Origin of the sequence: Nannocystis punicea, assembly GCF_026965555.1 — a bacterium.
Classification (GTDB): Bacteria; Myxococcota_A; Polyangia; order Nannocystales; family Nannocystaceae; genus Nannocystis; species Nannocystis punicea.
Map to the genome: position 1 here is coordinate 6,675,454 of NZ_CP114040.1, position 24,213 is coordinate 6,699,666.

Sequence of the window (24,213 nt, forward strand, 5' to 3'; positions counted from 1 at the left end):
CTCGCGCGCCCCCGTGCGTCACGCCCGGCGCAGCCGACGGCTCCGTGACCGCACGCGGTGATTCACGTCCGCCGCCCGCCTCGCCGGCGGCCCAGCGCTCCGCCTTCACCCTCCCCGCCGCCAGCCCGGGAGCCTTCCGGCCCGCACGACCGCCCGCGACGGCGACGCCTGTCCCACGAGACACGTCACGACCGCACTCGGCCAGTGGCGCTCACCAGCTCACCTGTCTCTCGGGCCATCTCACTCGCCACCTCGGCGCTCACCTGTCTCCTGTGCCCGCTCAGGCGCCGCCCCGGCGCTCGCCCGCTCGCCTGTCTCTCGGGCCATCTCACTCGCCGGCTCGGTGCTCACCGTCTCTTGTGCCCCCTCAGGCGCCGCCTCGGCGCTCGCCGTCTCACCTGTCTCTCGGACCATCTCATTCGCCGACTCGGCGCTCACCGTCGCTTGTGCCCCCTCAGGCGCCACCCCGGCGCTCGCCGTCTCACCTGTCTCTCGGGCCATCTCACTCGCCGGCCCGGCGCTCACCGTCTCTTGTGCCCCCTCAGGCGCCACCTCGGCGCTCGCCGTCTCGCCTGTCTCTCGGGCCATCTCATTCGCCGCTGCGGCGCTCGCCGTCTCACCTGTCTCTCGGGCCATCTCATTCGCCGCTGCGGCGCCCGCCGTCTCACCTGTCTCTCGGGCCATCTCACTCGCCGCTGCAGCGCTCGCCGCCTCAACTGTCTCTCGGGCCATCTCCTGCGCCGGTGCCGACTCGGCGCTCGCAGGCTCACCTGCATCCTGGGTCACCTCACTTCGCGCCCGGGCGGCTCTCTCTCGCGCCATGTCCTTCGTCTCGACCCCTCCGACGTGCGCCGCAGTCGAGCCCGCCCCGCCAGTCGGGCCGGCGGCACGCCGCTTGCGGCGGCCGCCGCCGCCCTCGTCCCGCCGCCGCCCCTCTCCACCTGTCTCTCGGGACATCCGCCACATCACCGGCGGCGGCGCCTTGCGCGGCGGCGGTCCCCCATCGGCCCGGCCGGCCAGGTCTTCGTCGAGCGTCCACACCCCGACCCGCCACGGCCGCTCCACCCCTGCCGTCAGCCGGCGCATGAACTCTGCTCGCTCGATCGGCGTCGCCCCGAAGCGCCGCAGGTGGGCCGTCTCGACCTGGCAATCGATCAGCGAGAACTCCCAGCGCCGCAGCTGCTCCGCCAGGGCCACGAACGCGATCTTCGACGCGTCGTCGGCGCGGGCGAACATGCTCTCGCCGCAGAACACCGACCCCAGCGCCAGCCCGTACAGCCCGCCGACCAGGCGGTCGCCGTCCCAGGCCTCGACGCTGTGCACCAGCCCGCGACGGTGCAGATCGGCGAACGCGGCCCGGATCGCCGGCGTGATCCACGTGCGGTCCTGGCCCGGGCGCGGCGTCTCGGCGCACGCGGCGATGACTGCCTCGAAGGACAGGTCGAGCGAGATCCGGTAGGGCCGGCGGCGGATCGCCTTGGCCAGCGAGCGCGGCACCGCGATCTCGCCCGGCACCAGCACCGCCCGCGGCGCCGGGGACCACCACAGCAGCGGCTCGTCCTCGCTGTTCCACGGGAAGATCCCGTGCGCGTACGCCAGCAGCACCCGCTCGGGCCGCAGGTCGCCGCCGAGCGCGAGCAGGCCGTCCGGCTCGGCCTGGCCCGGATCGGGGAACACCAGCTCGTCCGTCAGCGCGAACACCGGCATGGTCATGGCCTACCACGGCGGAGGGCCCGCCGCGTATCCTGTCGCCGCATGAAGGTCGTCTTCTGCCACGGTCTCGAGGGCAGCCCGCAGGGGCGCAAAGCTCAAGCGCTGCGGGCCGCCGGGCTCGACCTCGTGGCGCCCGACTTCACCGGCATGAACCTCGCCGCGCGGGTCGCCGCCCTCATGCCCGAGCTCGCCGCGCACGACGGCTGCGTCCTGGTCGGCTCGAGCTACGGCGGCCTGACCGCGCTGTGCGGCGCGATCCTCCACCACCGCGCCGGCGGTCGCGTCCGCGGCCTGGTCCTCGCCGCGCCGGCGCTGATCCTGAGCGAGCCGCCCGCCGACGCCCTCGACCTCGCCCCGCCGTGCCCCACCGTCGTCATCCACGGCCGCGACGACGAGCTCATCCCGGTCGCCGCGATCGAGTCCTGGGCCGCCGCCCACCCGGGCGTCCGCCTCGAGGTCGTCGACGACGCCCACGTCCTGGCCGGCTCGCTCGCCCGGATCGTCGCCGCCGCCGCCGAGTTCGCGCGCGCCTGAGGCGCTCTTTGGGACATGTCACTTAGGACATATCCTATCCAACATGCCCTCGCGGGCATGTCTTCACGGCCACCTACTGCCTCGCCTGCGCGGCGGGCACGCCCGGGGCCGCCTCGTCGCGCTTGGCCTGGGGCGACCACTGCAGCGTCAGGAGCATGACGAAGAATCCGACGACGTAGGCGACGATCACCGGCCAGCCCTCCTTCAGGTAGCGCAGCGTGTGGCGCGCCTCCGGGAAGTCCTTCGAGATGGCGACGCCGGCCGAGGAGCCGAACCAGATCATCGACCCGCCGAACCCCACGCTGAACGCCACGATCCCCCAGTCGTAGCCGCTCTGCTCGAGCGCCAGCTTCGTCAGCGGGATGTTGTCGAACACCGACGACACGAAGCCGAGCCCGAACGCGGTCTGCCACGACGCCGGCGGGAGCGCCCGCACCGGCATCAGCGAGGCGCACCACACCAGCGACAACAGGAACAGCGCGCCCTTGGCCGCGCCGGGCAGCTCGCCCCAGGCCGGCCGACGCAGCAGCGCGCCGAGCAGGATCGCCGCCCACACCCCGTACCACGGGCCGCCGGCGAAGAAGCCCGCCCACGGGCCCGTGAACAGGAAGTTGGCGCCGATCGCCCCGGCCAGGATCAGCACCACGATCATCAGCTGGACGCGATCGATCGCCCGGGTCTGGCCGATCTTGGGCGCGATCGCCTGCACCCGCGTCTGCTGCAGCGCGCCGAGCAGGCCGCAGATCAGGAGCGCGACGGCGCTGGCGACGATGGCCCGCAGGACCGCGAGCGGCGACACCCCGTCGAGCCACATCATCGTCGTCGTCGTGTCGCCGAGCACGCTCCACGCCCCGCCCGCGTTGCTCGCGGCCACCAGCGCCGCGACGTAGGCGACGGTGACGCGGTCGCGGAAGGCCGAGCGGGCCATCACGCCGCCGATCATCGCCGCGGCGATGTTGTCGAGGAACGACGAGATGACCCACACCAGCGCGAGGAGGGTGAACGCGCCGAGCAGCGGGCGTCGGGGCAGCAGGCGCGACAGGTTGTCGGGCACGCCCGAGTGCTCGAAGTACTTGGCGAGCAGCGCGAAGCCGAGGAGGAGGCCGCCGAGGTTCAGCAGCGTGTGCTCGCCCTCGTGCAACAGGTGGCCCCACAGGCCGGGATGTGTCTGCTCGGCCGGCCACTCGAACCCCGGGGCGAGCGCCGCCGTGTAGAGCGTGATGACGAGCGCCCCGCCGAGGGCGACCTGCAGCGTGTGGCCGTGAAAGAGGGCCACGCCGAGGAGCACGAGCACGAACAGCACGAACGCGAACGGCACCGCGCCGAGCACGACGATCCCGTCGGCCGCTCGCGCCCCGAGCGCGCCGAGCACTCCGACCGCGACGACCGCGACTGCGAACACATAGGCCTTGGCCTGCCCCGCCGGTTCGGGGACGTCGGGGTCGCGAGCGTCCTCGCGGGTCTCGATGTTCGGCTGGCGGACCTCGCCCATGGTCGGCTCCTCGTCGCGTCGCGGACGACTCGACCCCGGAGTTAGGCGCCACATCGGCCTCGCTGGCAAACCTCGCTGGCGCGCGTGCTGTCCGGGGCGGCGTCCGCCTCGCGCCGCGGCGAGCGAGCTCGTGCGAGCGCGCCGGCCGCGGCTGGGCGGCGGGGCCGCGGCGCTCGGTACGGATCGACCGCGCCGGGCTCAGCTGCGGGTCCATCGCGCAGCGACGAACACCGAGATCGCCGAGCTCATCGCTCTCGCTCGTCGGCGATCCACGGCCATCCGAGGCGCATCCTCGCGACGATCTCGCTCGAGCTCCGCCCCTCGCTCCCGATAACTCGTCGACGCTCCACGACCCATCCTTGGCGACGCTCGCGCTCGAACTTCGCCCCTCGCTCCCGATCGTCGGCGAACCTCGACGCGAGACGGCGCATCCTTGCGACGGTCACGAGCCACGACCCTGGCGGCGACGCGGTTCACTCGCCGATGACGATGCCGCGCTGCAGTAGCGTTGTGGCGCGTTCGATCGCCTCGTGGCCGCCGGCCAGAGTCAGCGTGTCGCCGACTTGCAGCCGCTCGTTGGCCTCGGGGAGCACCACGCCCGCGGAAGCGCGGTTGATCGACAGCACCGACGCGCCCGTGCGTGCGCGCAGGTTGAGCTCGGCCAGCGTCTGCCCGATCGCCGGGCTGCTCGCCGCCAGGGTCACCGGCGTCATGTCGGGGAAGCCGGGCAGCATCGGCGCCACATCGACCAGCGATTGATGCGCGGCCGGCCCGCTGCCGCCGCCCTGGCCCTGGCGGGACAGCACCTCGACGATCAGCTCGGTGCCCGCGCGCACGTGGCCGTCGAGGTTGCCGATGCTGCGCCACACGTTGTAGCCGAGCGCCGCGACCACCAGGGCGAACACCGCGAAGCCCGAGCTGAGCGGCAGGAACGGCTGCAGCACGGCCACCAGCGGCAGGCCGATCACCAGCGACAGCGCCAGCTCGATCGCCACGGTGAACGCGCGCCGAGGCGCCGAGCCGAGGTCGAGCTTGCCGTCGTCGCGGGTCGGCAAGACCACCGCCGCCAGCGCGCGGGCCAGCGCCGCCGCCCGCCGCAGCACGCCGACGAACAGCACGCCCGCGAGCGTCAGCGTCGCGCCGACGTACATGATCTCGATCACCGTCGGGGACAGGTGCGTCGCCTGGAACATCGCGTCGACCACCTGCCAGTGGACCAGGCTCGAGCCGGCGAGCAGCGCCACCAGCAGGGTCGCGTCGACGGCCAGCATCAGCAGCGGCCCGCGGACGCGGCGGCCCACCGCCGCGCTGCGGGGGGCCGAGCGCAGCTGCTCGATCCACCCGTCGTAGAAGGTGACGAACGTCTGCAGGCGATCGGGCAGCCAGCGGTCGACCGCCTCGGCGCCGCGCTCGGAGCGACGGACCATCACCGGGGTGGTGAGCGCGGTGAGGATCGCGACCGCCACCATGATCGGCAGGATGAACTCCGGGATCGCGCCCGTCTGCAAGCCGAGGCCGGCGATGATGAACGAGAACTCGCCGATCTGGGCCAGGCTCATCCCGGCGCGGACCGAGCGCCGGAGCCCGTTGCCGGCCAGGAACGAGCCGAGCGACACCCCGAGGAATTTTCCGCCGAGCACCACCAGCGTCAGCACCACCACCGGCAACCAGTGATGGGCCACGATCACCGGGTCGATCGTCATGCCGATCGAGATGAAGAACACCGCGGCGAACAGGTCGCGCAGCGGCTGGATCACGTGCTCGACCTTCGGCCCCTCGCCCGACTCCGACACCAGCATGCCGGCGAGGAACGCCCCGAGCGCGACCGAGTAGCCCGAGGCCGAGGCGAACGCCGCCATGCCGAAGCACACCGCGATGCCGGCGATCAGCGTCGTCTCGGCCCGGCCGATCCGCACCACCCCGCGGATGAAGCGCGGCACCACCAGGAGCCCCGCGGCCAGCAGCGCCAGCAGGAACGCCAGCAGCTTGCCGACCGTCAGGGCGAAGTCGAGCGGCGACAGACCTGTCCCCGAGGCCAGGCCGGTGAGGATCGCCAGCAGCAGGATGGCGATCATGTCCTCGAACACCAGCACCGCGAACACGACCTCGACGAAGCCGCCGCGCAGGCGCTGCTCCTCGAACGCCTTGGCCACCAGCATCGTCGACGAGATGCCGAGGCACGCGCCGACGAACAGGCTCGCGGTCGAGTCCCAGCCGAAGATCCGCCCGACCATGTAGCCGAGCGAGATCATCAGCCCGACCTCGATCACCGCCGTCAGCGCCGCCGGCAGCCCGATCTTCACGATCTTGCGCAGGCTGAACTCGATGCCGATGCTGAACATCAGCAGGATCACGCCGAACTCGGACAGCGAGTGGGCCAGGTGCACGCTGCCCTCGCCGCCGATGATGATGCCCGGCACGTGCGGGCCGAGGATCATGCCCGCGACCAGGTAGCCGAGCACCGGCGGCTGATGCAGCCGCTGCGACAGCAAGCTGGTCACGGCCGCGGTCCCGAGGATCGCGCCGACCTCTTGCACGTAGTGAGCCGCGCTCGCGCTCGCGCTCATGCGAGCCGACACGATAACGCAAAACCACCGGCCCGCGAGCGGCAGACTGCTGCTCGCCCGCGCCCGCTCACTCGCCGAGCGTCATCAGGCCCATCCCGGTGAGCCAGCTTCCGCCGTCGATCACCAGCGTCGCCCCGGTCGTGTAGGCGCTGGCGGGCGAGGCCAGGAACACCGCTGCGTCGGCGATCTCGCGCGGCTGGCCGAAGCGTCGCAGCGGAATCGCCCGCTCCGCCTTCGTGCGCAGGTCGGGCGGCAAGAGGCGGGTCATGCCCTCGGTGCCGTCGATCGGCCCCGGCGCGATCACGTTGACGCGGATCCCCGCCGGCCCCCACTCGACCGCCAGAGTGCGGGTGAGCGCGTCGATCCCAGCCTTCGCGCTGGCCGCGTGGACCTGCAGCGGCGTGCCGCCGTAGTGCAGCGTCGCCGAGATGTTGAGGATCGACCCGCCGGCGCGCGACAGCAGCGGCAGGGCCGCCTTGCAGGCGTTGAACGTGCCCTTGAGGTCGATGTCGACCACCGTGCCGAAGCCGTTCGGCGACAGGCTCGCGGCCGGGCACAGGAAGTTGCCGGCCGCCGAATTGACCAGGACGTCGAGCCGGCCCCACCGCGCGTCGATCGCCTGCATCAGCGCCTCGACCTGCTCGGGCTTGCGCACGTCCGTCGCCACCGCCAGCGCCTCGCCGCCCGCCGCCGCGATCGCCTCGACCGTCGCCTCGAGCTTGGCCTGCGTCCGCCCGCACACCGCCACCCGGGCCCCGTGCTCGGCCAGAGTCACCGCGATCGAGGCCCCGATCCCCGAGCCCCCGCCGGTGACGAGGGCGACCAGTCCCTGCAGTGCGTCCGCGCGAAAGATACTCATGCCGCGACGATGCCCGGTTTCCGCCCCGCGCGGCACGCCCGCCGTCGTGAGCCCGGCCACGCGGCGCCCGGCTGGATGCCCCGGTGGGCATGTTCCAATCGACATGTTCGATCCGACATGCCCTCTCGGACATGCCCGCACGGACACCCGCCGTCCTTCAGGCGACCGCCATCTCGACCGCGCGCTTGATGTTGACGCTGACGAGCTTGGACACCCCGCGGGTCTCCATCGTCACCCCGTACAGGCGGTCGGCGATCTCCATCGTCCGCTTGTTGTGGGTGATGATGATGAACTGGGTGTTCTGCGCCATCTCCTGGACCATCGCGCCGAAGCGGCCGACGTTGGCCTCGTCGAGCGGCGCGTCGACCTCGTCGAGGAGGCAGAACGGGCTCGGCTTGATGAGGAAGATGGCGAAGATCAGGCTGACCGCGGTGAGCGCCTTCTCGCCGCCGGACAGCAGCTCGAGGTTGCGGACCTGCTTGCCGGGCGGCTGGGCCTGGATCTCGACGCCGGTGCCGAGCAGGTCGCTGGCGTCGGTCAGCTTGAGCAGGGCCTGGCCGCCGTTGAACAGGCGCGGGAACACCAGCTGGAACCGCTCGTTGATCTCGCGGAACGTCTCGAGGAACCGCTCGCGCGTGGTCTTGTTGATCTTGTCGATCGCCTCCTGCAGCTGGGCGATCGCCGACTCGAGGTCGCGCTTCTGCGTCGACAGGTACTCGCAGCGGCTCGAGACCTCCTCGAACTCCTCGATGGCCGTCAGGTTGACCTCGCCCATGCGCGCCAGCACGCGCTTGAGCTCCTGCTGACGGGCCGCCGAGTCGGGCCCGGCCAGCGGGCGGTCGTGGAAGTCGCACAGCGACAGCTCGAGCTCGGCGTCGAAGCGCTCGCGGATGTCGGCGCTCAGGTGCTGCGCCTCCATGCGCTGCTCCTTGAGCACGCTCTCGACCTCGGCCAGGCGCTCGCGCTGCTCGTCGAGCCCGTTGCGCAGCTTGCGGACCGAGAGGTCGAGCTCGTCGGTGGCCAGGCGGACCGCGTCGTGGGCCTCGCGCGCGGCCTGCAGGGTCGCGGTGGCCGTGCGGTGGGCCTCGAGCTGCTGCTCGCGCTCGGCCTCGGCGGCCTGCAGCGCCTCCTCGAGCGCCGCGATCTTCGCCTCGCCCTCGACCTGCGCCTGGCCGAGCCGCTGCAGGCGCTCGTCCTCGGCGGCGACCTGGCGCGACAGGCGGGCCTCGGCGGCCGTCAGCGCCCCGAGCTGCTGCTGGAAGCGCGCCAGCGCCACCTTGGCCTCGGTCAGCATCTCCGAGACCTGCGCCTGCTGCTCGCGCAGCATCTCGATGCGCGCCTCGGCGTCGACGATCATCTGCTGCAGCCCCGGCAGCTCCTCGCGCACCTGCGCCAGCTCCTCCGTCAGGCGCGCGCGCTCCTCCTCGCGGCCGCCGAGCGACGCCTGCAGCTTGTTGCGCTCGCGCGTCAGCTGCTCGGTGCGCTGGCCCAGCTGCTGGATCTCCCGCTGCAGCCGGCTGACCTCCTGCACCCGCGACAGCCGGACCTTCTCCGACTCGAGCAGCTCCGCCTCGCTCATCTCGCGCTCGGCCTCGAGCTGCGTCTGGCGCTCGACCAGCACCTGGACCTGCTCGTACGCGGCCGCGACCTCGGCGTCGCGCGCGGTCACCTGCTCGTGCAGCTCGCGGATCTCTCGCTTCTGCTGCAGCAGCGCCGAGTCGAGCCCCTGGGCCGAGCCGCCGATCACCACGCCCGACGGCTCGACGCGGTCGCCGGCCAGCGTCACCAGCGGCGCGGTCGCGCCGGCCTGCCACAGCTCGAGCGCCTGCGGCAGGTCGTCGATCACCACGGTGTCGCCGAGCAGCGCCCGCGCCAGCGGCCGCAGCTCGGCCGGGACCTCGATCGCGTCCACCAAGCGGCCCACCACGCCTGGCCGTTCGAGCATGTCCTCGAGGCCAGGGCCGTAGGAACCGGTCTCATCGGACATGCCCTCGGCGCCATGCTCGGAGCGGCGCGGCCGGCACTCGCGCGGCAGGAACGAGGTGCGGCCCTCCTGCTTGGCCTTGAGCAGGGCGACCGCGGCGACGCTGGCGCGCACGCCGTCGACGACCACGCCCTGCAGGCGGTCGCCGAGCACCGCCGACAGCGCCGCCTCGAACTTTGCGGGCGCGGCGAGGTGGTCGGCGAGGATGCCGAGGATCGTCCCCCCGGCCTCGGCGCCGATCGCGTCGCGGTTCTGGATCACCGTCTGCACGCCGCTGGCGCAGCCGCGGTAGCGCTTCTGGATCTCCTCGAGCGACTGCACGCGCGACTGCACGCGCTGCAGCTGCGCACGGGCGCCGTCGTGGGTCTGCTCCGCGGCCTTGATCTGGCCCTTGAGCGCCTGCTTCTCGCGGTCGCCGGCGCTGCGGCGGTCCTGCAGCCCCGCCACCCGCTCGGCCGCGGCCTCACGGGCGGCCTCCGCGACCTCGAGGTCGGCGCGGTCGCGCTCGACCTGGATCCCCAGCAGCTCGGTCTCCTGCGTCAGGGCGGAGATCCGCTGCTCGAGGTCGGACAGGCCCTCGGCGCGGGCCTGCAGCTGCGCCGACGCCGTCGCCTCGCGCTGCTGCAGACGGCCGAGCTGCGAGCGCCCGCGCTCGAACTCCGACACCTCGCCGCGCAGCCGCGCCGCCAGGCCGTCGTGCTCCTCTTGCAGGCGCGCCGCGACCTCGGCGTGGCCCTCGTCGGCGCCGGCGCGCAGCTCGCCGAGCTGGGCCGTGACCTGCTCGAGCTCGCCGCGCAGCGCCGTCAGCGAGCGCTCCGCCGCGGCCGCTTCGGCCCGCGCCTGCGTGACCGCCTGGCGCGCCCCTTCCTGCTCGCGCCGGCGGAACTGGCCCTCGCTCTCGGCCAGCTTGATGCGGTTGTCGAGGTCGAACACCGTCGTCTGGGCGGTCCGCAGCTCCTGCTCGCGCTGCAGCAGCTCGGTCCGCTGGGCCTCGCCGCGCGCGTCGGCGGCCGCCAGGTTGGCCCGCATGTCGTCGACCTGCACGCCGAGCTCGCCGCGCCGGACCTCGAGCACGCGCCGCGTCGCCTCGAGCTCGAGGAAGCGGTGGCTGGCGATCCACAGGTCGAGGTCGCGCAGCTCGGCCCGGTACCGCTTGTAGCGCTCGGCCTTCTGCGCCTGCCGCCGCAGGTTGCCGACCCGCGCCTCGAGCTCGGACAGCACGTCGGACACGCGCAGCAGGTTCTGCTGCGTCTGCTCGATCTTCTTCTCCGCGGCCTGCTTCTGCGCCTTGAAGCGGGTGATGCCGGCGGCCTCGTCGATGATGTAGCGGCGCTCCTCGGCCTTGGAGCTGACGATTCGGCCGACCTGGCCCTGCTCGATGATCGAGTAGCCGCGGGTGCCGGCGCCGGTGCCGGCCATCAGCTCCTGGATGTCGCGCAGGCGGCACGGCACCTTGTTGATGAGGTACTCGCTGGTGCCGTCGCGGAACAGCCGGCGCGTCACCGCGATCTCGGCGAAGTTGAGGTAGGCCGCCGGGACCTGCCCGTTGTTCTGGAAGGTGAGCGTCACCTCGGCCGCGTTGCCGGGGCCGCGCGTCGAGCAACCGGCGAAGATCACGTCGGCCATGCCCTGACCGCGCAGGTGCTTGGCCCGCTGCTCGCCGAGGCACCAGCGCATCGCGTCGACGACGTTCGACTTGCCGCAGCCGTTGGGCCCGAGGATCGCCGTCACGTGGTCGTCCACGTGGATGACCTCGCGGTCGGCGAAGGACTTGAACCCGTTGACCTCGATCTTCTTGATTCGCATCGATCGGCGCGCGCAAAAAAACGCTGGCGTCCGCGAGATAGCACCACCCGCTCCCCCGGAAAAGCCCGCCGTGACGATCTCCCCGCGGCGATCTCCTGGCACGGGTGACGCGGGCCGCCCCGACCCTCCGGCGCCCGCGGCCCGCGCCCCGGAGATCTCGCAGATCTCGCAGAGCTACGCCCGAACCCTTCAGGATCGGCGCCGGCTGTGCTACCGCTGCAGTGGCCGTCGCCGATGACCTCGACCGAGATCTACCTGCTCCTCGCCATCCTCGGCGCACTCCTCGTCACCGGCGGCGTCGTCTACGCGCGCCGTCGCGCCCTCCCGCCGGGGAAGACGCCGCCCGAGCTGCCCGCGCCCGAAGCTTCGCCGTCCGACAAGGCCCTCGCGCCCGGACGCCGCGCCGAGGTCCCGGTCCGTCCGCTCACCCCGGAAGAGCTCGCCCGCGCCGCCGAACAGGAGCGCTACGTCGCCGGCCTCGCGCGCACCCGCGGCGGCTTCGTCGCCAAGCTCGCGCGCCTGTTCCGCGGGCGCCCGCGCGTCAGCGCCGAGCTGCGCGACGAGGTCGAGAGCGTCCTCTTCACCGCCGACATCGGCGCCAAGGCGGCGCAGAAGCTGCTCGAGCAGGTCACCGACCTTCTCGACAACAGCGAGGTCGCCGACGCCGACAAGGTGTGGGCCGTCATCCGCACTGCGGCGCGGCAGATCCTGGCCGTCCCGGCCGCCCCGCTCGACTACAGCCCGAACCCGCCGCCGTACGTGCTCCTGATGATCGGCGTCAACGGCGTCGGCAAGACGACCACGCTCGGCAAGCTGGCCGCCTTCCACAAGGCCGCCGGGCGCCGCGTCCTGCTCGTCGCGGGCGACACCTTCCGCGCCGCTGCCGGCGAGCAGCTCGAGATCTGGGCCCGCCGCGTCGGCTGCGAGATCCACCTCGGCAAGGAGGGCGCCGATCCCTCGAGCGTCATCCACGACGGCATCGCCCGCGGCGCCCGCGAGGGCTTCGACGTCGTCCTCTGCGACACCGCCGGCCGGCTCCACACCAAGAAGGAGCTGATGGACGAGTTGCAGAAGATCCGCCGCTCGTGCGCCAAGGCCCTCGCGCGCGCCCGCGGCGTCGGCGAGGCCGAGATCCGCGGGCCGCACGACACCTTCCTCGTGCTCGACGCCACCATCGGCCAGAACGCGCTCGCCCAGGCGGTCCTGTTCAAGGAGACGATGGATTTCACCGGCCTCGTCCTCACCAAGCTCGACGGCACGGCCAAGGGCGGCGTGGTGCTCGGCGTGTGCGACGAGCTGCGGGTGCCGGTCCGCTTCATCGGCATCGGCGAGAAGGTCGACGACCTGCGGCCGTTCGACGCCGACGCCTTCGTCGAGGCCATGTTCGGCGACCCGGACCAGGCGACGTAGGCGGCGAAGAAGAAGCAGCGACTGGCACTTTCTACGATTCTGTGCCGTGTTTGAAATTGCGCCTCGTGGGGTCGTGACGGGTCCCTGGACCCCGGGCGCGGAGATCGTCTTCCGCAATCTCGCGGGCCAGCCAGCGGGTGCGCGTCGGGGCCTCACCTGCGAATTTGGCGGCCCTGGGGCCTACGCACCGCCCTGTGTGCCTTTGCTCCAAACAGCGCCCGACATCAAACAGCGCTTGTCCTGTTGTGACCTAGTGGTTGGCTGTGATACCGTCCGACACCCCTAAACCGGTGTCTATGGCTTCGGTTGTCGGGTGCCCTCTGGGCCTGATGATTTTCTACCCCAGCTCTGCGATTCTGATTCCAACGGCCCTCCGGCCTGCTGCTTCCCGGCCCTCCGGGCCCGAGTCTGATTCCCGGCCCTCCCGGCCACTTGAATTCCTGCCTCCCCCGGCCCTGCAGGGCCTCTCCACAGGCCCCTGGGCCTGACCTCCGAGATACCCACGTGCCAGTCGACCTTGAGGTGAGCATGCGACGTTCTTTGACCGGCTCGGCTGTTCTCCTGGCAGCCTGGGCCTTCACTGCTCCTGGAACCGCCGCCGCGGCCGTCGCGGCACCCGCCCCCGCTGCTGCGCCCGCTCCGGCGGCTCCGGCCGACGACGACACCATCGTCCTCGACGAGGCCGAGAGCGAGACCCCGGCCAAGCCCGCGGGCGACGCGAAGGCCGGCGGCGAGGCCGGCGCTTCGACCGACCTGTTCGGCGACGAGAACAAGGGCAAGGCGGCGGCCGCCACGGGCGAGGCCGGCAAGGTCAGCGCGACCTCCGAAGCCGACCAGTTGAAGCAGGACAAGGCGTTCATCACCGTGGTGCAGCGCCAGCGCTTCCTGAAGAAGAAGCGCTTCGAGCTGCAGCCGCAGATCGGCATCACGGTCAACGACCCGTTCGTCCGCCACTACACCGTCGGCGCCGAGCTCAACTACTGGATCACCAACCGCATGGCGGTCGGTATCACGGGCACGGCCTTCTTCGGCAACAAGACCTCGCGGTACACCAACATCCGCTTCCAGGAGAGCGTGTTGCTGACCGCGAACAAGACGCTGTGGCAGGCCAGCGTCAACTTCCTGTACAACCCGTTCTACGGCAAGATCGCGGTGTTCAACCGCGCTTTGATGCACTGGGAGTCGTACATCCAGGTCGGCGGCGGCGCGATCCAGACGCAGGTGATTCCGCGCTACGAGGCCATCCACGAGCCGTTCCGCCACATCACCGGCCAGGGCAACTTCGCCATCGGCGCCCGCTTCTACGGCCCGCGCGTCGACTGGCTCTCGGTGAACTTCGGCGTCCGCACCTGGATCTACCAGGACAAGCTCGAGCCGACGGAGCGCGGCCCTGGCCCGAACCAGCTCGACAGCCTCGACTCCGCCGACGCGGCGAAGGACGCCGCGGTCAAGAAGCTCGCCTTCAATGTGGTCTTCTTCCTGGGGCTCAGCTTCTACTTCCCCACCACCTTCCAGTACACCACCCGCCGCTAAGAGCACCTCGACATGCACAGGATTCGATCGCTCACTGTTCTGGCGGCATCCCTGGTCGCCATCACGCTGCTTCCCGACACCGCGCAGGCCAAGCGGAAGAGCCCGCTCGAGGGCAAGCCGGTGGTCGTCCGCAAGCTCGAGCTGCGCAAGCTTCGCTTCGGCATCACGCCGTTCGTCGGCATGAGCCTGTCGCAGACCTTCGTCCACAAGGGCTACGTCGGCGGCAAGCTCCACTTCGACTTCACGGACTGGATCGGCATCCAGGCGAAGTTCGCGTACGGCGTGATCAACCGCGACGCCAAGCTGCTCAAGGCGCTCAACGACGAGGCCGGCGGTCTCCCGCGCGGCATCCCGCCGAACACGGCGGAGAACCCGTCGGTCGCGCCGGTCCGTACCCTGGCCGACTTCAACAGCCCCGCGCCGCTGCTCCACGACTTCCAGTCGGGCCTCACCCGCAACAACTGGCTCGCCAGCTTCGACGTGGTGTTCAAGCCCTTCAGCGGCAAGCTGGGCCTGTTCTCGGGCATCTTCACCGAGTACGACATGTACCTGTTCGCCGGCCTCGGCCTGGCCAACTTCGGGCGCCACTACCCGAACGCCAAGTCGACCACCGAGCTGCTCAACCTGCCCAACAACTCGGCGGACGTGGCCAACTACTGCCGTCCCGCGGCCGGCGCCGACCCGAACCGCGAGTGTTACCTGCACCCGGTCAAGGCCGACACGGGCATCAAGGTCGGTCCGAGCTTCGGCGGCGGCGTCAACATCTTCCTCGCCGACTTCGCCTCGCTCAACCTCGATGTCCACGACATCATGACCTACAACAACGCGGCCGGCCTCAACGCGACCACCACCGACGTGCCGCCGAAGGTCGACAAGCAGGACGCCAACTGGAACCACAACGTGATGTTCTCCCTCGGCGTCACGTTCTACTTCCCGCCCAAGGCCAAGCGCTCCGAGCTCAAGATCGGCGGCAAGCCGGTCAAGACCAAGTAAGCCGCGCTCGCGCTCGAATCCCCACAGGGCCCGTCAGCACCGCTGGCGGGCCTTCGCGCTTTCGGAGCGCCCGTGCTCTCGCCTGTCCTCGCGGCCAGCTCGTCGGCCAAGGCCAGGAAAGCCGTCTTCACCTCGCCGGGTCCGAGGGCGCGGATGGGCCCTCGTTCTCTCGGAGCTCTCGCCTGTCCTTCCGGCCAGCTCGCCGGTCGAGGCGGAGGAGGCAGCTCTGTCACTCGAGCGCCCCCGCGCCGCCTGTAACTCGGTCCAGCTCCAGCCGCCGGCCTCGCGCGCTGCCGGCTCGCCGCTCAGCACTCGTCGATCTGCTCCATCGTCACCACCGTCTTGTCGTCCTCGTCGATGTCGGCGACGTAGAACCGGTGCTGGCTCACCTGTCCTTTGGGACCTGGCTCTTCGAACCACACCTCGAGGCAGTTGTCGGTGAGGTCGAGCTTGACCGCGTCGAACCCGAACTCGCCGTACTGGTCGGCGTAGACGAAGAAGCCGCGCGCGCCCGACCGGTCGTACATGAACACCCGCGTGTCGGCCGTCGGCTCCTCGGCGTCGAGGTTGCCCTGGATGTCCACGTACTGCACAGGAGCCGCCTTGAGGCTCGGCGGAGGCACCGGCACCGAGATCCCGAACTGCCCGGTGAACGGCCGGTCGGTGCGCGTGGGCAGGTGCGTGTTGCAGGCGCTCAGGACGACGAGGGCGGCGACGAGGATGGCGCGGAAGATCATGGGAGGCTCCGAGCGGCTGCGACGCACGGCGAGCACCGCGGGTCTGCGACCACGGTCTCATTTTGCAAAACTTACACCAACCCGCCAAGTGCGAGATCGCTGGACAATGCACGAGCGCATCGCAACGCCGATGGCCGCAGGGCCGTGAATCGCCAACCGCGTTGGCAGGCGCGACGGCTCAGTCCTCGTCCTCGCCCCCGCTCTCGAGCCGGCGCAATTTCTTCTGCAGCCCGAACCGCGACAGCCCCAGCAGCGTCGCCGCGCGGGTCTGATTGCCGCCCGCCAGCTGCAGCGCGCGGTCGATGAGCTCGCGCTCGAGCCGCTCGACGCGCGGCCGCAGGCGCAGGTCGTCCGGCGCCGGCGCCCCGCTCGCCGGGGCCTCGCGGATCGCCGGCGACAGCTCGTCCGGCTCGACGCGGGCCTCGCACAGCGCGACCCACCGCTGCACCTCGTTCTCGAGCTCGCGGATGTTGCCCGGCCACGCGTAGCGAGCGAGCGCCCGGATCGACGCGGCGCTGACGGTGAGCCGGCGCCCGCGGTCGTACTTGCCCAAGAAGTGCTCGATGAGCAGCGGCAGGTCCTCCGTGCGCGCGCGCAGCGGCGGCAGCTCGACCTTCACCACCCGCACCCGGTACAGCAGGTCCTTGCGGAACTGCCCGGACGCGACCATCGCGTCGAGGTCGCGGTTGCTGGCCGCGATCACGCGCACGTCGATCTTGCGCACCGCGGTGTCGCCGACCCGCCGGACCTCGCTCTCCTGCAGCACGCGCAGCAGCTTGGTCTGCATCGCCGGGCTCATCTCGCCGATCTCGTCGAGGAACAGCGTGCCGCCGTCGGCCGCCTCGAACAGCCCCGGCGTGGCCCGCTGCGCCCCGGTGAACGCGCCCTTGGCGTGGCCGAACAGCACGCTCTCGAGCAGCGTCTCGGGGATCGCCCCGCAGTTCTCGGCCACGAACGGCCGGGTCCGCCGCGGCCCGCCGTCGTGGATGGCCCGCGCCACCAATTCCTTGCCGGTCCCGCTCTCGCCGTAGATGACGACCGGCACGTCGCTGTCGGCCAGGCGGTCGACCAGGCGAAACACCGCCTGGATCGAACCTGTCCCTCCGACCATGCCGCGATAGCCCCGTCGCTCCGGCGTGCGAGCCGCCTCGCGCAGGCCCCGGACCTCGAGCTCGCGCTCCTCGAGCAGCGCCGCCAGCTCTCGCCCGCGCTCGGCCAGGGCCGCCACCGCCCCGCGGTGCGCGATGGCCAGCGCCGCCAGCTCGGCGTACTCCTCCAGCCGCGCCAGATCGGCCTCGCCCCAGGCCCCGCGGCGCAGCCGGTGGTCGACGTAGAGCGCCCCGAGCAGCGCCCCGCGGTGCACCAGCGGCACCGCCAGCACGCTGCGCAGGTTGAGGTGGCTGATCGAGCGCGACTGGCCGAAGCGGTCGTCGGTGATCGCGTCGACGCTGAGGATCGGCGTGCCCTCGGCGATCACACGGTCGAGCACCGAGCGAGAGAACGTCCCGCCGGGGCCGCCCGCCAGCTCGCGCGCGACCAGAGTCGGCGCCGTCGCCTCGCCGCCGCGCGCAGGCGGCGAGGGCAACACCGCGATCGCCCCGCGCTCCGCGTCGCACAGCTCCATCGCCGCGTCGACCACCTGCGCCAGCAGGCGCCCGAGGTCGTCCTCGCGGACCAACCGCCGGTACATCCGCAGCAGGTGGCCCGCGTCGCCGCCCCGCCGCCCCGCTTCCGCCGGCGGAGCCTCGCCGGCCGGCTCACCTGCACTTTCGGGCAGGTCGCTCACGAGCGCCGCGACGGCCGCGCGATCGCCCGACTCTGCGAGCAGGGCCGCGCGGGCGCTGGGCTTGTCGAGGTCGGGGATCTTGCTCATCAATGCCTCCCAGGTGTGCGCGGCGCGGCGGGCGAGCGCGGGCCTCCGCGGGTCGCTCGGGCTCAGGATAGCGTGAAGGACCTGCTCGTAGTGCCAGGCGAGCTCGAGGCGCCCGCGGGCCGCGAGATCGGCGGCGCGCGGCAGATCGGCCAGCGGACGGCACGCGCGGGCGACCTCGCCGGGCACCCCGCCGGCCGCGGCCACGAGCACGCGCTCGAGCGCCGCCGCGACCTCCAGCTCCTCGTCACCTTCGGCGAGCCCGCGCTCGGCCGCCGCCAGCAGCTCGACCGCCCGCGCCGACTGACCGCCACGCCGGGCCGCCGCGGCCGCCCGCAGCCACGCCTCGCAGGCGTCGCGGGTCGCCCCTGCCCGCTGCAATGCCTCGGCTGCCGCCGCGAACGCGTGCGCCACCGCGGCGTCGCTGCCCTGCCCGCGCAGCCGCTCGCCCCACACCAGCTCGGCCTGGACCCGCTCGAGCCGCGCCTGCGCCAGCGACCCCGACGTCTCGCTCAGCGTCTGCGCCAGCAGCACGTGCAGCCGCACCGCCTCGGCCTGCGCGCCGGCCCGGACCAGCAGCTGCACGAGGTTCTCGGCCAGCTCCGGCAGCGCTTGCACGCGTCCGAGCGCGAGGTAGCCCCGCAGCGCCTGACGCCCGTGCTCGAGCCCCCGGCCGAGCTCGCCGCTGACGATCGCCAGCGCCGCCAGGTTGGCCGCCAGCAGCGTGCGCCCGATCGCCTCGCCCGCCCGCTCGAAGCCCGCCGCCGCCCGCTCGTACGCCGTCTCCGCCAGCCCGAGCTGCCCGCGCAGGTGCGCCAGGTTGCCGCGGACCTGATCGATGCGCGCCTGCAGCCCCGGATAACCGGCGTCGGCTCCGAGCCGCGCCTCGGCGCGACCCAGCCACTCCTCCGCCCGCCCCTCGGCCCCGCCGTAGATCGCCGCCAGCGCCGCCCACAGCCACGCCTCGGCCGCCCCGGGCCCGCTCGCCGCCAGCGCCGCGCCGAGCATGTCCTCCGGTTCATGCTCGTTTGAACATGTCCCTTCGGACATCCCGTTCGTCCCCGACCTGCCGCCCGCCAGCGCGCCCGCCTCGTCCATCTCACGCAGGTCTTGCTCGATCGAACCTGCCCCTTTAGACATACCGAGCGCCGCCGACCTGCCGCTCGCCTGGGAGCCCGCCTCGCCGCTCTCGCGGGGGTCTCGCTCGCTCGTACCTGGCCCCTCGAGCACGCCGCTCGTCCCGACGGCGCCGCTCGCCGGCGTCCCGCCGCTCGCCCGCGAGGCCGGCCCGGCGCTCGCGCTCGTCACACCTGTCTCTCCGACCAGCCGATCGACCCCCGCCCCCTCACCCGGCCCATCTGTCTCTTCCGCCAGCTCCTCGGCCTGTCCTATCGGACCTGTCTCTCGCGCCACCTCCGAGCTCGCCAGCCGCTGGACCTCCACGACCGCCTCGCTCGCGCGCCCCAGATCGGTCAAGGCGCGCCAGCGCAGCCCGAGGGCAGTGCCGCGCAGGTCGCCCGGCAGGGCCGGCTCGGCGAGCAGCGCGTCGAGCCGCGTCAGCGCCTCGCCGGCGCGTCCCGTCTGCTCCAGCGCTCGCGCGGCCACCAGCGCGCAGCGCGGACCGCCCTTCTCTGCCAGCGCCAGCGCTCGTCCCGCCTGTCCCGCGCGCAGCAGGGCGGCCGCCAGCTTCGCCCGCGACGCGTCGGGCAGCCCGGAGTCGATCCGCTCGAGCAAGCGCGGCAACGCCGGATCTCGCTCCCACGCGCCCCCGGCCTCCGGGCAGTCCGCCAGCCACCGACTCACCGCCGCCGGCGAATCGGCGTCGACCGCCAGGGCCAGCGTCACGCGTGTCCCTGAGGACATGTTCTCTTCGCCATGTCCTTCGCGCCCTGCAGCCTCCTCGAGCTCGGCCAGCCGCTCGCGCGCCAGCTCGCGGACCCGCGGGCCGAACGCCCGGCGCGCCGCGGCCAGGGCCCAGGCCAGCGGCACCCCGCCGGGCGCGAACAGGTGGGCCGCCTGCAGCCCCGCCCCGGTGGCCATCGCCGCCTCGCGGCCCTCGGCGGTCCACGCCGCCTCGAGCACCAGCCGGGCGCGTCCGGCGTCGAGGGCAGCGCGGCCGGTCGCCGACGCCGCGGCGATCCCCTCCGGCGTGGGCCTGGCGAGCGACGCCCGCGCGCTCGCCTCGATCGCCTCGATCGTCGCCCCCGGCCAGCCGCCCGTGGCCGCCCGCAGCGCCGCAGCCCAGGCCTCGCGCTCCTCCGGCGGATCGAGCACCGGCTGCAGCGCCTGCAGCAGCTCGCCCTCGGTCCACGGCCGCAGCTCCAGCACCGCCAGGGGCGCCTCCCCGCGCACGGCCGCCTCCGCCCCCGCGCGGGCCAGCGCCGCGCCCACGGCCGGCGACACCGGCACGATCAGCGTGGTCCGGGCCATCGCCGCCGCCGCCGCCAGCACCGCCGCCCTGCGCCTTGCGACATGTTCTTCGTTACCGGTCTCTTCGGCCAGGTCACCCGGCCACGGCGGCGCCTCCGGCAGCCCGAACACCGCCTCTTCGGCGCCGGCGATCCAGGCCTCGATCCACCCCGCGGCCGGGACCTGCAGCGCCGCGCCGAGCCGCTCCGCCGGGCACAGCCGCGCCGGCGGCCCGTCCGCCTGGGCCTGCAGGGTGCCGACCAGCTCCTCGACCACGCGGCCCCGGCCCGAGCCCGGCGGCCCGGCCACCGCGACCAGGCGGGCCCGCGGCGCCGGCAGCAGCAGCGCCAGCGCCGGCGCCAGCGACGTGCCCGCGTACGGCCAGCGGGCCGGCAGCCACCACGTCGGACCTGGCTCCGGGGACATGCTCTCGGGGCCATGTCCCGCGCGACATGTCAACAGCAGCGCCTGCAAACGCGCCAGCACCAGCCGCAGGTCGATCAGGCGGCGCGTCCCGTCGAGCGCCAGCAGGCGGCGCAGCAGCGCCGGCAGCTCCTCGGGCAGCGCCGCGCCGGCCGCCAGCTCGGCCAGCCGGGCCTCGACCGCTCGCTCGCCGCGGCGCAGCGCGTCGACCAGCCCCTCCGGGCGGGCCCACGGCGGCGCCCCGAACAGGCGGAAGCACAGCAGACAGCCGAGCGCGAACACGTCGGCCGCCGGCCCGCCGCCGCCGGCCAGGGCCTCGGGCGCGAGGAAACCGGGCGTCCCGCAGCCGAGGCAGCCGACCTGCCCGAAGTCGGTGAGCACCACCCCGCCGTCGCCGGCGAGCACGTTGCCGGGGCTGACGTCGCCGTGGTGGGTGCCGGCCTCGTGGATCGCCCGCAGCGCGTGGGCCACCGCGATCGCCTCACCCAGCGCCTCCGCCGGCCCCACCGGCCCCGGCTGCAGCGGCGCGCCGTCGATCCACCCGGTCACCAACCACGCGCCGCCACCTGTCTCATGGAGCAGCTCGAGCGCCGCCGGCAGGTGCGGCGAGCTGACGCGGCGCAGCACGCGGAACGCCTGCCGCACCTGCCCTGCGCGCTCCGGCGGCACCCGCTTGAGGGCGACCCGACGGCCGCCCGCGTCGGCGTCGAGCGCCGACCACGTCCCGCCCTCGGCGCCCTCGCCGAGCCGCGTGACCGCGACGAACCGAGGCGGGAGGCCGAAGGCGAGGTCGCGCTCCGCACCGCCCACGGCGCCCTCCGTCACGGCCCTGTAAAGCGGTCCGACGCGTCGCTGTCGGCCGCGAAGCTGCCCGAGTCGGCCGACACCCGCGACGCCTCGACCGACGTCGTCACCGACTGCATCGCCGGCACCACGTCGCCCGACGTGCTCGGGCCGTGGTGGTAGCGCGAGCGGCGGAACGCGAACAGGAACAGCGTCTGCAGCATGCTCGCCACCGGCGCCGCCAGCAGCGCCCCGGTCAGCCCGTACACGTGCTCACCGGCCAGCAGCGCGAAGATCACGACCACCGGGTGCATGTGCGCCGCGTCGCCGATGATCTTCGGGTTGAACACGTTGGCCTCGAGCAGGTGGATGCCGGCGATCCACGCCAGCATCAGCAGCGGCGGCCCGAACGCCAGGCCCGCCTCGTTCGACACCAGCGCGACCAGCAAGATCGGGATCGACGAGATGATGGTGCCGAAGATCGGCACCAGGCTGAACGCCGCCGCCACCACCGCCAGCAGGAAGCTGTACTTGATGTCGAAGATGACGAGGCCGATGTAGGTCAGCACGCCGTTGACCAGGCAGATCAGCAGCTGGCCGCGGATGACCCCGGCGAGGCCGACGTCGAGCAGGCCCATGATCTCGTCGTAGGTGCGGCGGTACTGGATCGGCACCACCGCGCGCACGAAGCCCATCACCCGCTGCGGGTTGACGAGGATGAAGGCCGCGAGCATCAGCGTGATGGTGAAGTTGGTCAGGAACGTGGTCACCCCGCTGACCAGGCTGCGGAGGAACCCGGCGATCTGGCCGGTGTACTCGGTGCCCTTCGACATCACCAGCTTGCGCAGCGTGTCGGTCAGCTTCTTCTCTTCGCTCGAGCTCGGGGCCGCGATCATGTAGCGGCCGTCGCCGCCGTCGGAGACGTGGAGGCGCGCGCCCTCGAGGCTGATCGACCACGAGCCGTCGTGGTTGGGCCTGGCCAGCAGCTCCGACTTCTGCGGCGGTTCGGGGGGCGCGGTCGCCAGCGCCGCCTCGTCGAGCTGGTGGAGCGTGCCGAGCGAGCCGTCGACCCACCGCGACGCCTGCGGCAGCACGTTCTGGTCGAGGTACTCGATCGCCGCCGGCGCCGTGTCGCGCAGGCGCGAGAAGTCCGCCACCAGCGCCGGCAGGAACAGCGTCAGGAAGGCCGTCATCAGCCCGAACAGCGACAGGTAGACGAGGATGACCGAAAGGACACGTCCGAGCCGGACCTGCATCCGGTTGATCACCGGCGCCATCAGGTACGCCAACGCGAACGCGAACACGAACGGGACCATCACCTCGCGGAAGAGGATGGCGAGCACCACCGGGAACAGCAGGAAGCCCCACAGCCGGAGGAACTGGCCGATCGACGCGAGGAACTCGCGCCGGCGCGACGGCGTCGGTTCGGTCATGCGCGGCTCCTGCCGTGATCGTCACTGCGGCGCGGGCTCAGGTCTTCGACCGCGACCGCGCTGTCCCAGGCCCCGCAGCTGCAGCGGAAGCCGAACCTGGCCATCGGCGCGGCGCACTGCCGGCACACGAGCGTGGGGGGCATGATGTCTTTCATCGCGGCGTCGCGGACCGTGGCGTCGGGGGCCGACTCGCGCGGCCCCTGAGCGAGGCGCAAGCGTATCAGGCCGAGCGCCGCCGCGGGGGAGCGCGACGCGATCCGGGCGAGCGCCGCGACCGCCTGCTCCGGGTCGCGCCGGGCCACCCGCTCGGCCAGCGCCACCACGAGGCTGCCGGCGTTCGCCGTGCGCAAGCTCGCCTGCATGCGCTCGAGCAGTTCCTCCTGCGCGCCCTCCTCGATCGCCCACGACCACGCCTCGGCCGTCAGCGCGTGCGCGCCCGCGGGCGCCAACTCCCAGGCCCGCTGCCAGGCCTCCAGCGCCTCTTCTCGGGCCCCCGCGGCCGCCTCGACGCGGGCCCGCGCGGTCCACACGTGACCGCTGTCGGGCGCCAGCTCGAGCGCGCGCTCGACCAGCTTGCGCGCCTTGAAGGGATCGCCCTCGTGTAGGGCCGCCAGCGCCTGACCGGCGACAGCGTGGCCGCGACCGATCCGCGATTGCCTCCGCCGCCGCGCCGGCGCCAGCTTCTCGTGGCGCTCCCAGGCCGCCGCCGCCCGCTCCCACGCGCCGGCCTGCTCGAGCGCCCGGGCCAGCGACTCGAGCGTCGCTACCGATCGCGGCGCCAGGCTGATCGCTCGCGTCAGCGCCCCGACGGCCGCCTGCTCGTTGCCCTGAGCCAGCAGATCGCGCCCGAGCCCGACCAGGCCGGCGACCCGCAGCTCGGGCGCCAGCTCGGCCGACGCCAGGACCGTGCGGTGCAGCGCCTTGGCCCGCTCGACGCGACCGCGCCGGCGATCGAGCGCGGCCAGGGCGAGGAACACGCTGGCGTCGTTCGGCTCGACCTCGGCGATCCGCTCGAGCTCCTCGGCCACGTTCTCGACGTCGCCCTCGGCGAGCTCATGGACGACATGACCCCGGCGGGCCAGCCGCTCGAGCGCCTCGCGTCGCGGTGCCAGCCGCCACCACGCCAGGGCAGCCCCGATTCCGCCGCCCGCGAGCGCCGCGGCCACGATCGCCAGCACCTCGCTCACCCGACGTCTCCTTCGCGTCGCGGCTGCGAACCCGACCACGCCCGCGTCGCCGCCATGCTCTGGGCCGATGCGCCGAGCATCACGGGCCGGCGCGTGTCGCTGAGGTGGGCTTCGCGGGCCAGCAATTCGTCCTCGTCCTCCTGTCGCAGAGGCAAGGTGCGGAGCTCCAACACCTCGCGCTCGAGCTCGCGGGTGCGCCGTTGCGCGATCGCCGCAGCACGGATCCGGAACGGCGCCCGGATGGCCGCGACGGCCAGCAGCACCGCCGTGGCGACCCATCCGGCCAGCAGCGCGGCCGTGTGGACCTCGAAGCGGCGGCGGACGAGCGACGGAGAAAGATCGGCGGCCGGCAGGTAGAGCGCCACCTCGACCCATCCGGTGTTCGCTCCCAGCGTGACGATCGTCCACACGAGGCCCAGCGCGAGCAGGATGAGGCTGACCAGGAGGTAGACTTTGCCCAGCAGGGACACTTTGATGCGG

At 72.8% G+C, this 24,213-nt stretch carries 13 protein-coding genes and 1 pseudogene; 4 read left to right on the forward strand and 10 right to left on the reverse strand.

Annotated features, from left to right (window positions below):
* Positions 1-1,026: 1,026 nt before the first annotated feature.
* Positions 1,027-1,707, reverse strand: a pseudogene (aat, locus tag O0S08_RS51315) (leucyl/phenylalanyl-tRNA--protein transferase); the annotation flags it as partial.
* A 48-nt stretch (positions 1,708-1,755) separates the two neighbouring features.
* Between aat and O0S08_RS25725 the strand changes: the two are divergent.
* Positions 1,756-2,247 (forward strand): alpha/beta fold hydrolase, encoded by a 492-nt coding sequence (locus O0S08_RS25725; protein ID WP_269031919.1) that lies wholly within the window; start codon positions 1,756-1,758, stop codon positions 2,245-2,247.
* A 73-nt stretch (positions 2,248-2,320) separates the two neighbouring features.
* On the opposite strand, the gene O0S08_RS25730 is transcribed toward O0S08_RS25725, so the two are convergent.
* The 4 genes from O0S08_RS25730 to smc form a co-directional block, all read right to left on the reverse strand.
* On the reverse strand, positions 2,321-3,739 hold the full coding sequence (locus O0S08_RS25730) for a hypothetical protein (protein ID WP_269031920.1): 1,419 nt from the start codon (positions 3,737-3,739) through the stop codon (positions 2,321-2,323).
* 473 nt (positions 3,740-4,212) lie between these two features.
* Positions 4,213-6,306, reverse strand: coding sequence for a monovalent cation:proton antiporter family protein (locus O0S08_RS25735; RefSeq protein WP_269031921.1), 2,094 nt, complete (start codon positions 6,304-6,306; stop codon positions 4,213-4,215).
* A gap of 67 nt (positions 6,307-6,373) precedes the next feature.
* A complete protein-coding gene (locus tag O0S08_RS25740) occupies positions 6,374-7,165 on the reverse strand; it encodes an SDR family oxidoreductase (RefSeq protein ID WP_269031922.1) in 792 nt (263 codons plus the stop codon).
* A 157-nt stretch (positions 7,166-7,322) separates the two neighbouring features.
* Positions 7,323-10,955, reverse strand: a complete 3,633-nt coding sequence (gene smc, locus O0S08_RS25745; RefSeq protein ID WP_269031923.1) for a chromosome segregation protein SMC — start codon at positions 10,953-10,955, stop codon at positions 7,323-7,325.
* Between the two features lie 234 nt (positions 10,956-11,189).
* Between smc and ftsY the strand changes: the two genes are divergently transcribed.
* The 3 genes from ftsY to O0S08_RS25760 all read left to right on the forward strand — a co-directional run bounded on the left by ftsY (position 11,190) and on the right by O0S08_RS25760 (position 14,891).
* Positions 11,190-12,365 (forward strand): signal recognition particle-docking protein FtsY, encoded by a 1,176-nt coding sequence (gene ftsY, locus O0S08_RS25750; protein ID WP_269031924.1) that lies wholly within the window; start codon positions 11,190-11,192, stop codon positions 12,363-12,365.
* 528 nt (positions 12,366-12,893) lie between these two features.
* Positions 12,894-13,898 (forward strand): outer membrane beta-barrel domain-containing protein, encoded by a 1,005-nt coding sequence (locus tag O0S08_RS25755; RefSeq protein ID WP_269031925.1) that lies wholly within the window; start codon positions 12,894-12,896, stop codon positions 13,896-13,898.
* Between the two features lie 12 nt (positions 13,899-13,910).
* Entirely contained in the window at positions 13,911-14,891 is a 981-nt protein-coding gene (locus O0S08_RS25760) for an outer membrane beta-barrel domain-containing protein (protein ID WP_269031926.1), read from the forward strand.
* 305 nt (positions 14,892-15,196) lie between these two features.
* Here O0S08_RS25760 and O0S08_RS25765 read toward each other — a convergent pair whose 3' ends face one another.
* From O0S08_RS25765 to O0S08_RS25785, 5 genes are all read right to left on the reverse strand, one after another.
* On the reverse strand, positions 15,197-15,628 hold the full coding sequence (locus tag O0S08_RS25765; protein WP_269031927.1) for a hypothetical protein: 432 nt from the start codon (positions 15,626-15,628) through the stop codon (positions 15,197-15,199).
* A 178-nt stretch (positions 15,629-15,806) separates the two neighbouring features.
* The gene (locus tag O0S08_RS25770) at positions 15,807-21,155 is read right to left on the reverse strand and encodes a sigma 54-interacting transcriptional regulator (protein WP_269031928.1); all 5,349 of its coding nucleotides are present in this window, start codon (positions 21,153-21,155) and stop codon (positions 15,807-15,809) included.
* Positions 21,152-22,546, reverse strand: coding sequence for an AI-2E family transporter (locus tag O0S08_RS25775; protein ID WP_269031929.1), 1,395 nt, complete (start codon positions 22,544-22,546; stop codon positions 21,152-21,154). Before O0S08_RS25775 ends, O0S08_RS25770 begins: the two co-directional genes overlap by 4 nt.
* Positions 22,543-23,733 carry a tetratricopeptide repeat protein gene (locus O0S08_RS25780; protein ID WP_269031930.1) on the reverse strand — a complete coding sequence of 397 codons (1,191 nt, stop codon included), beginning with the start codon at positions 23,731-23,733 and terminating at the stop codon, positions 22,543-22,545. Before O0S08_RS25780 ends, O0S08_RS25775 begins: the two co-directional genes overlap by 4 nt.
* The gene (locus O0S08_RS25785) at positions 23,730-24,203 is read right to left on the reverse strand and encodes a hypothetical protein (RefSeq protein ID WP_269031931.1); all 474 of its coding nucleotides are present in this window, start codon (positions 24,201-24,203) and stop codon (positions 23,730-23,732) included. The genes O0S08_RS25780 and O0S08_RS25785 overlap by 4 nt, the downstream gene beginning before the upstream one ends.
* Between the last annotated feature and the right edge of the window lie 10 nt (positions 24,204-24,213).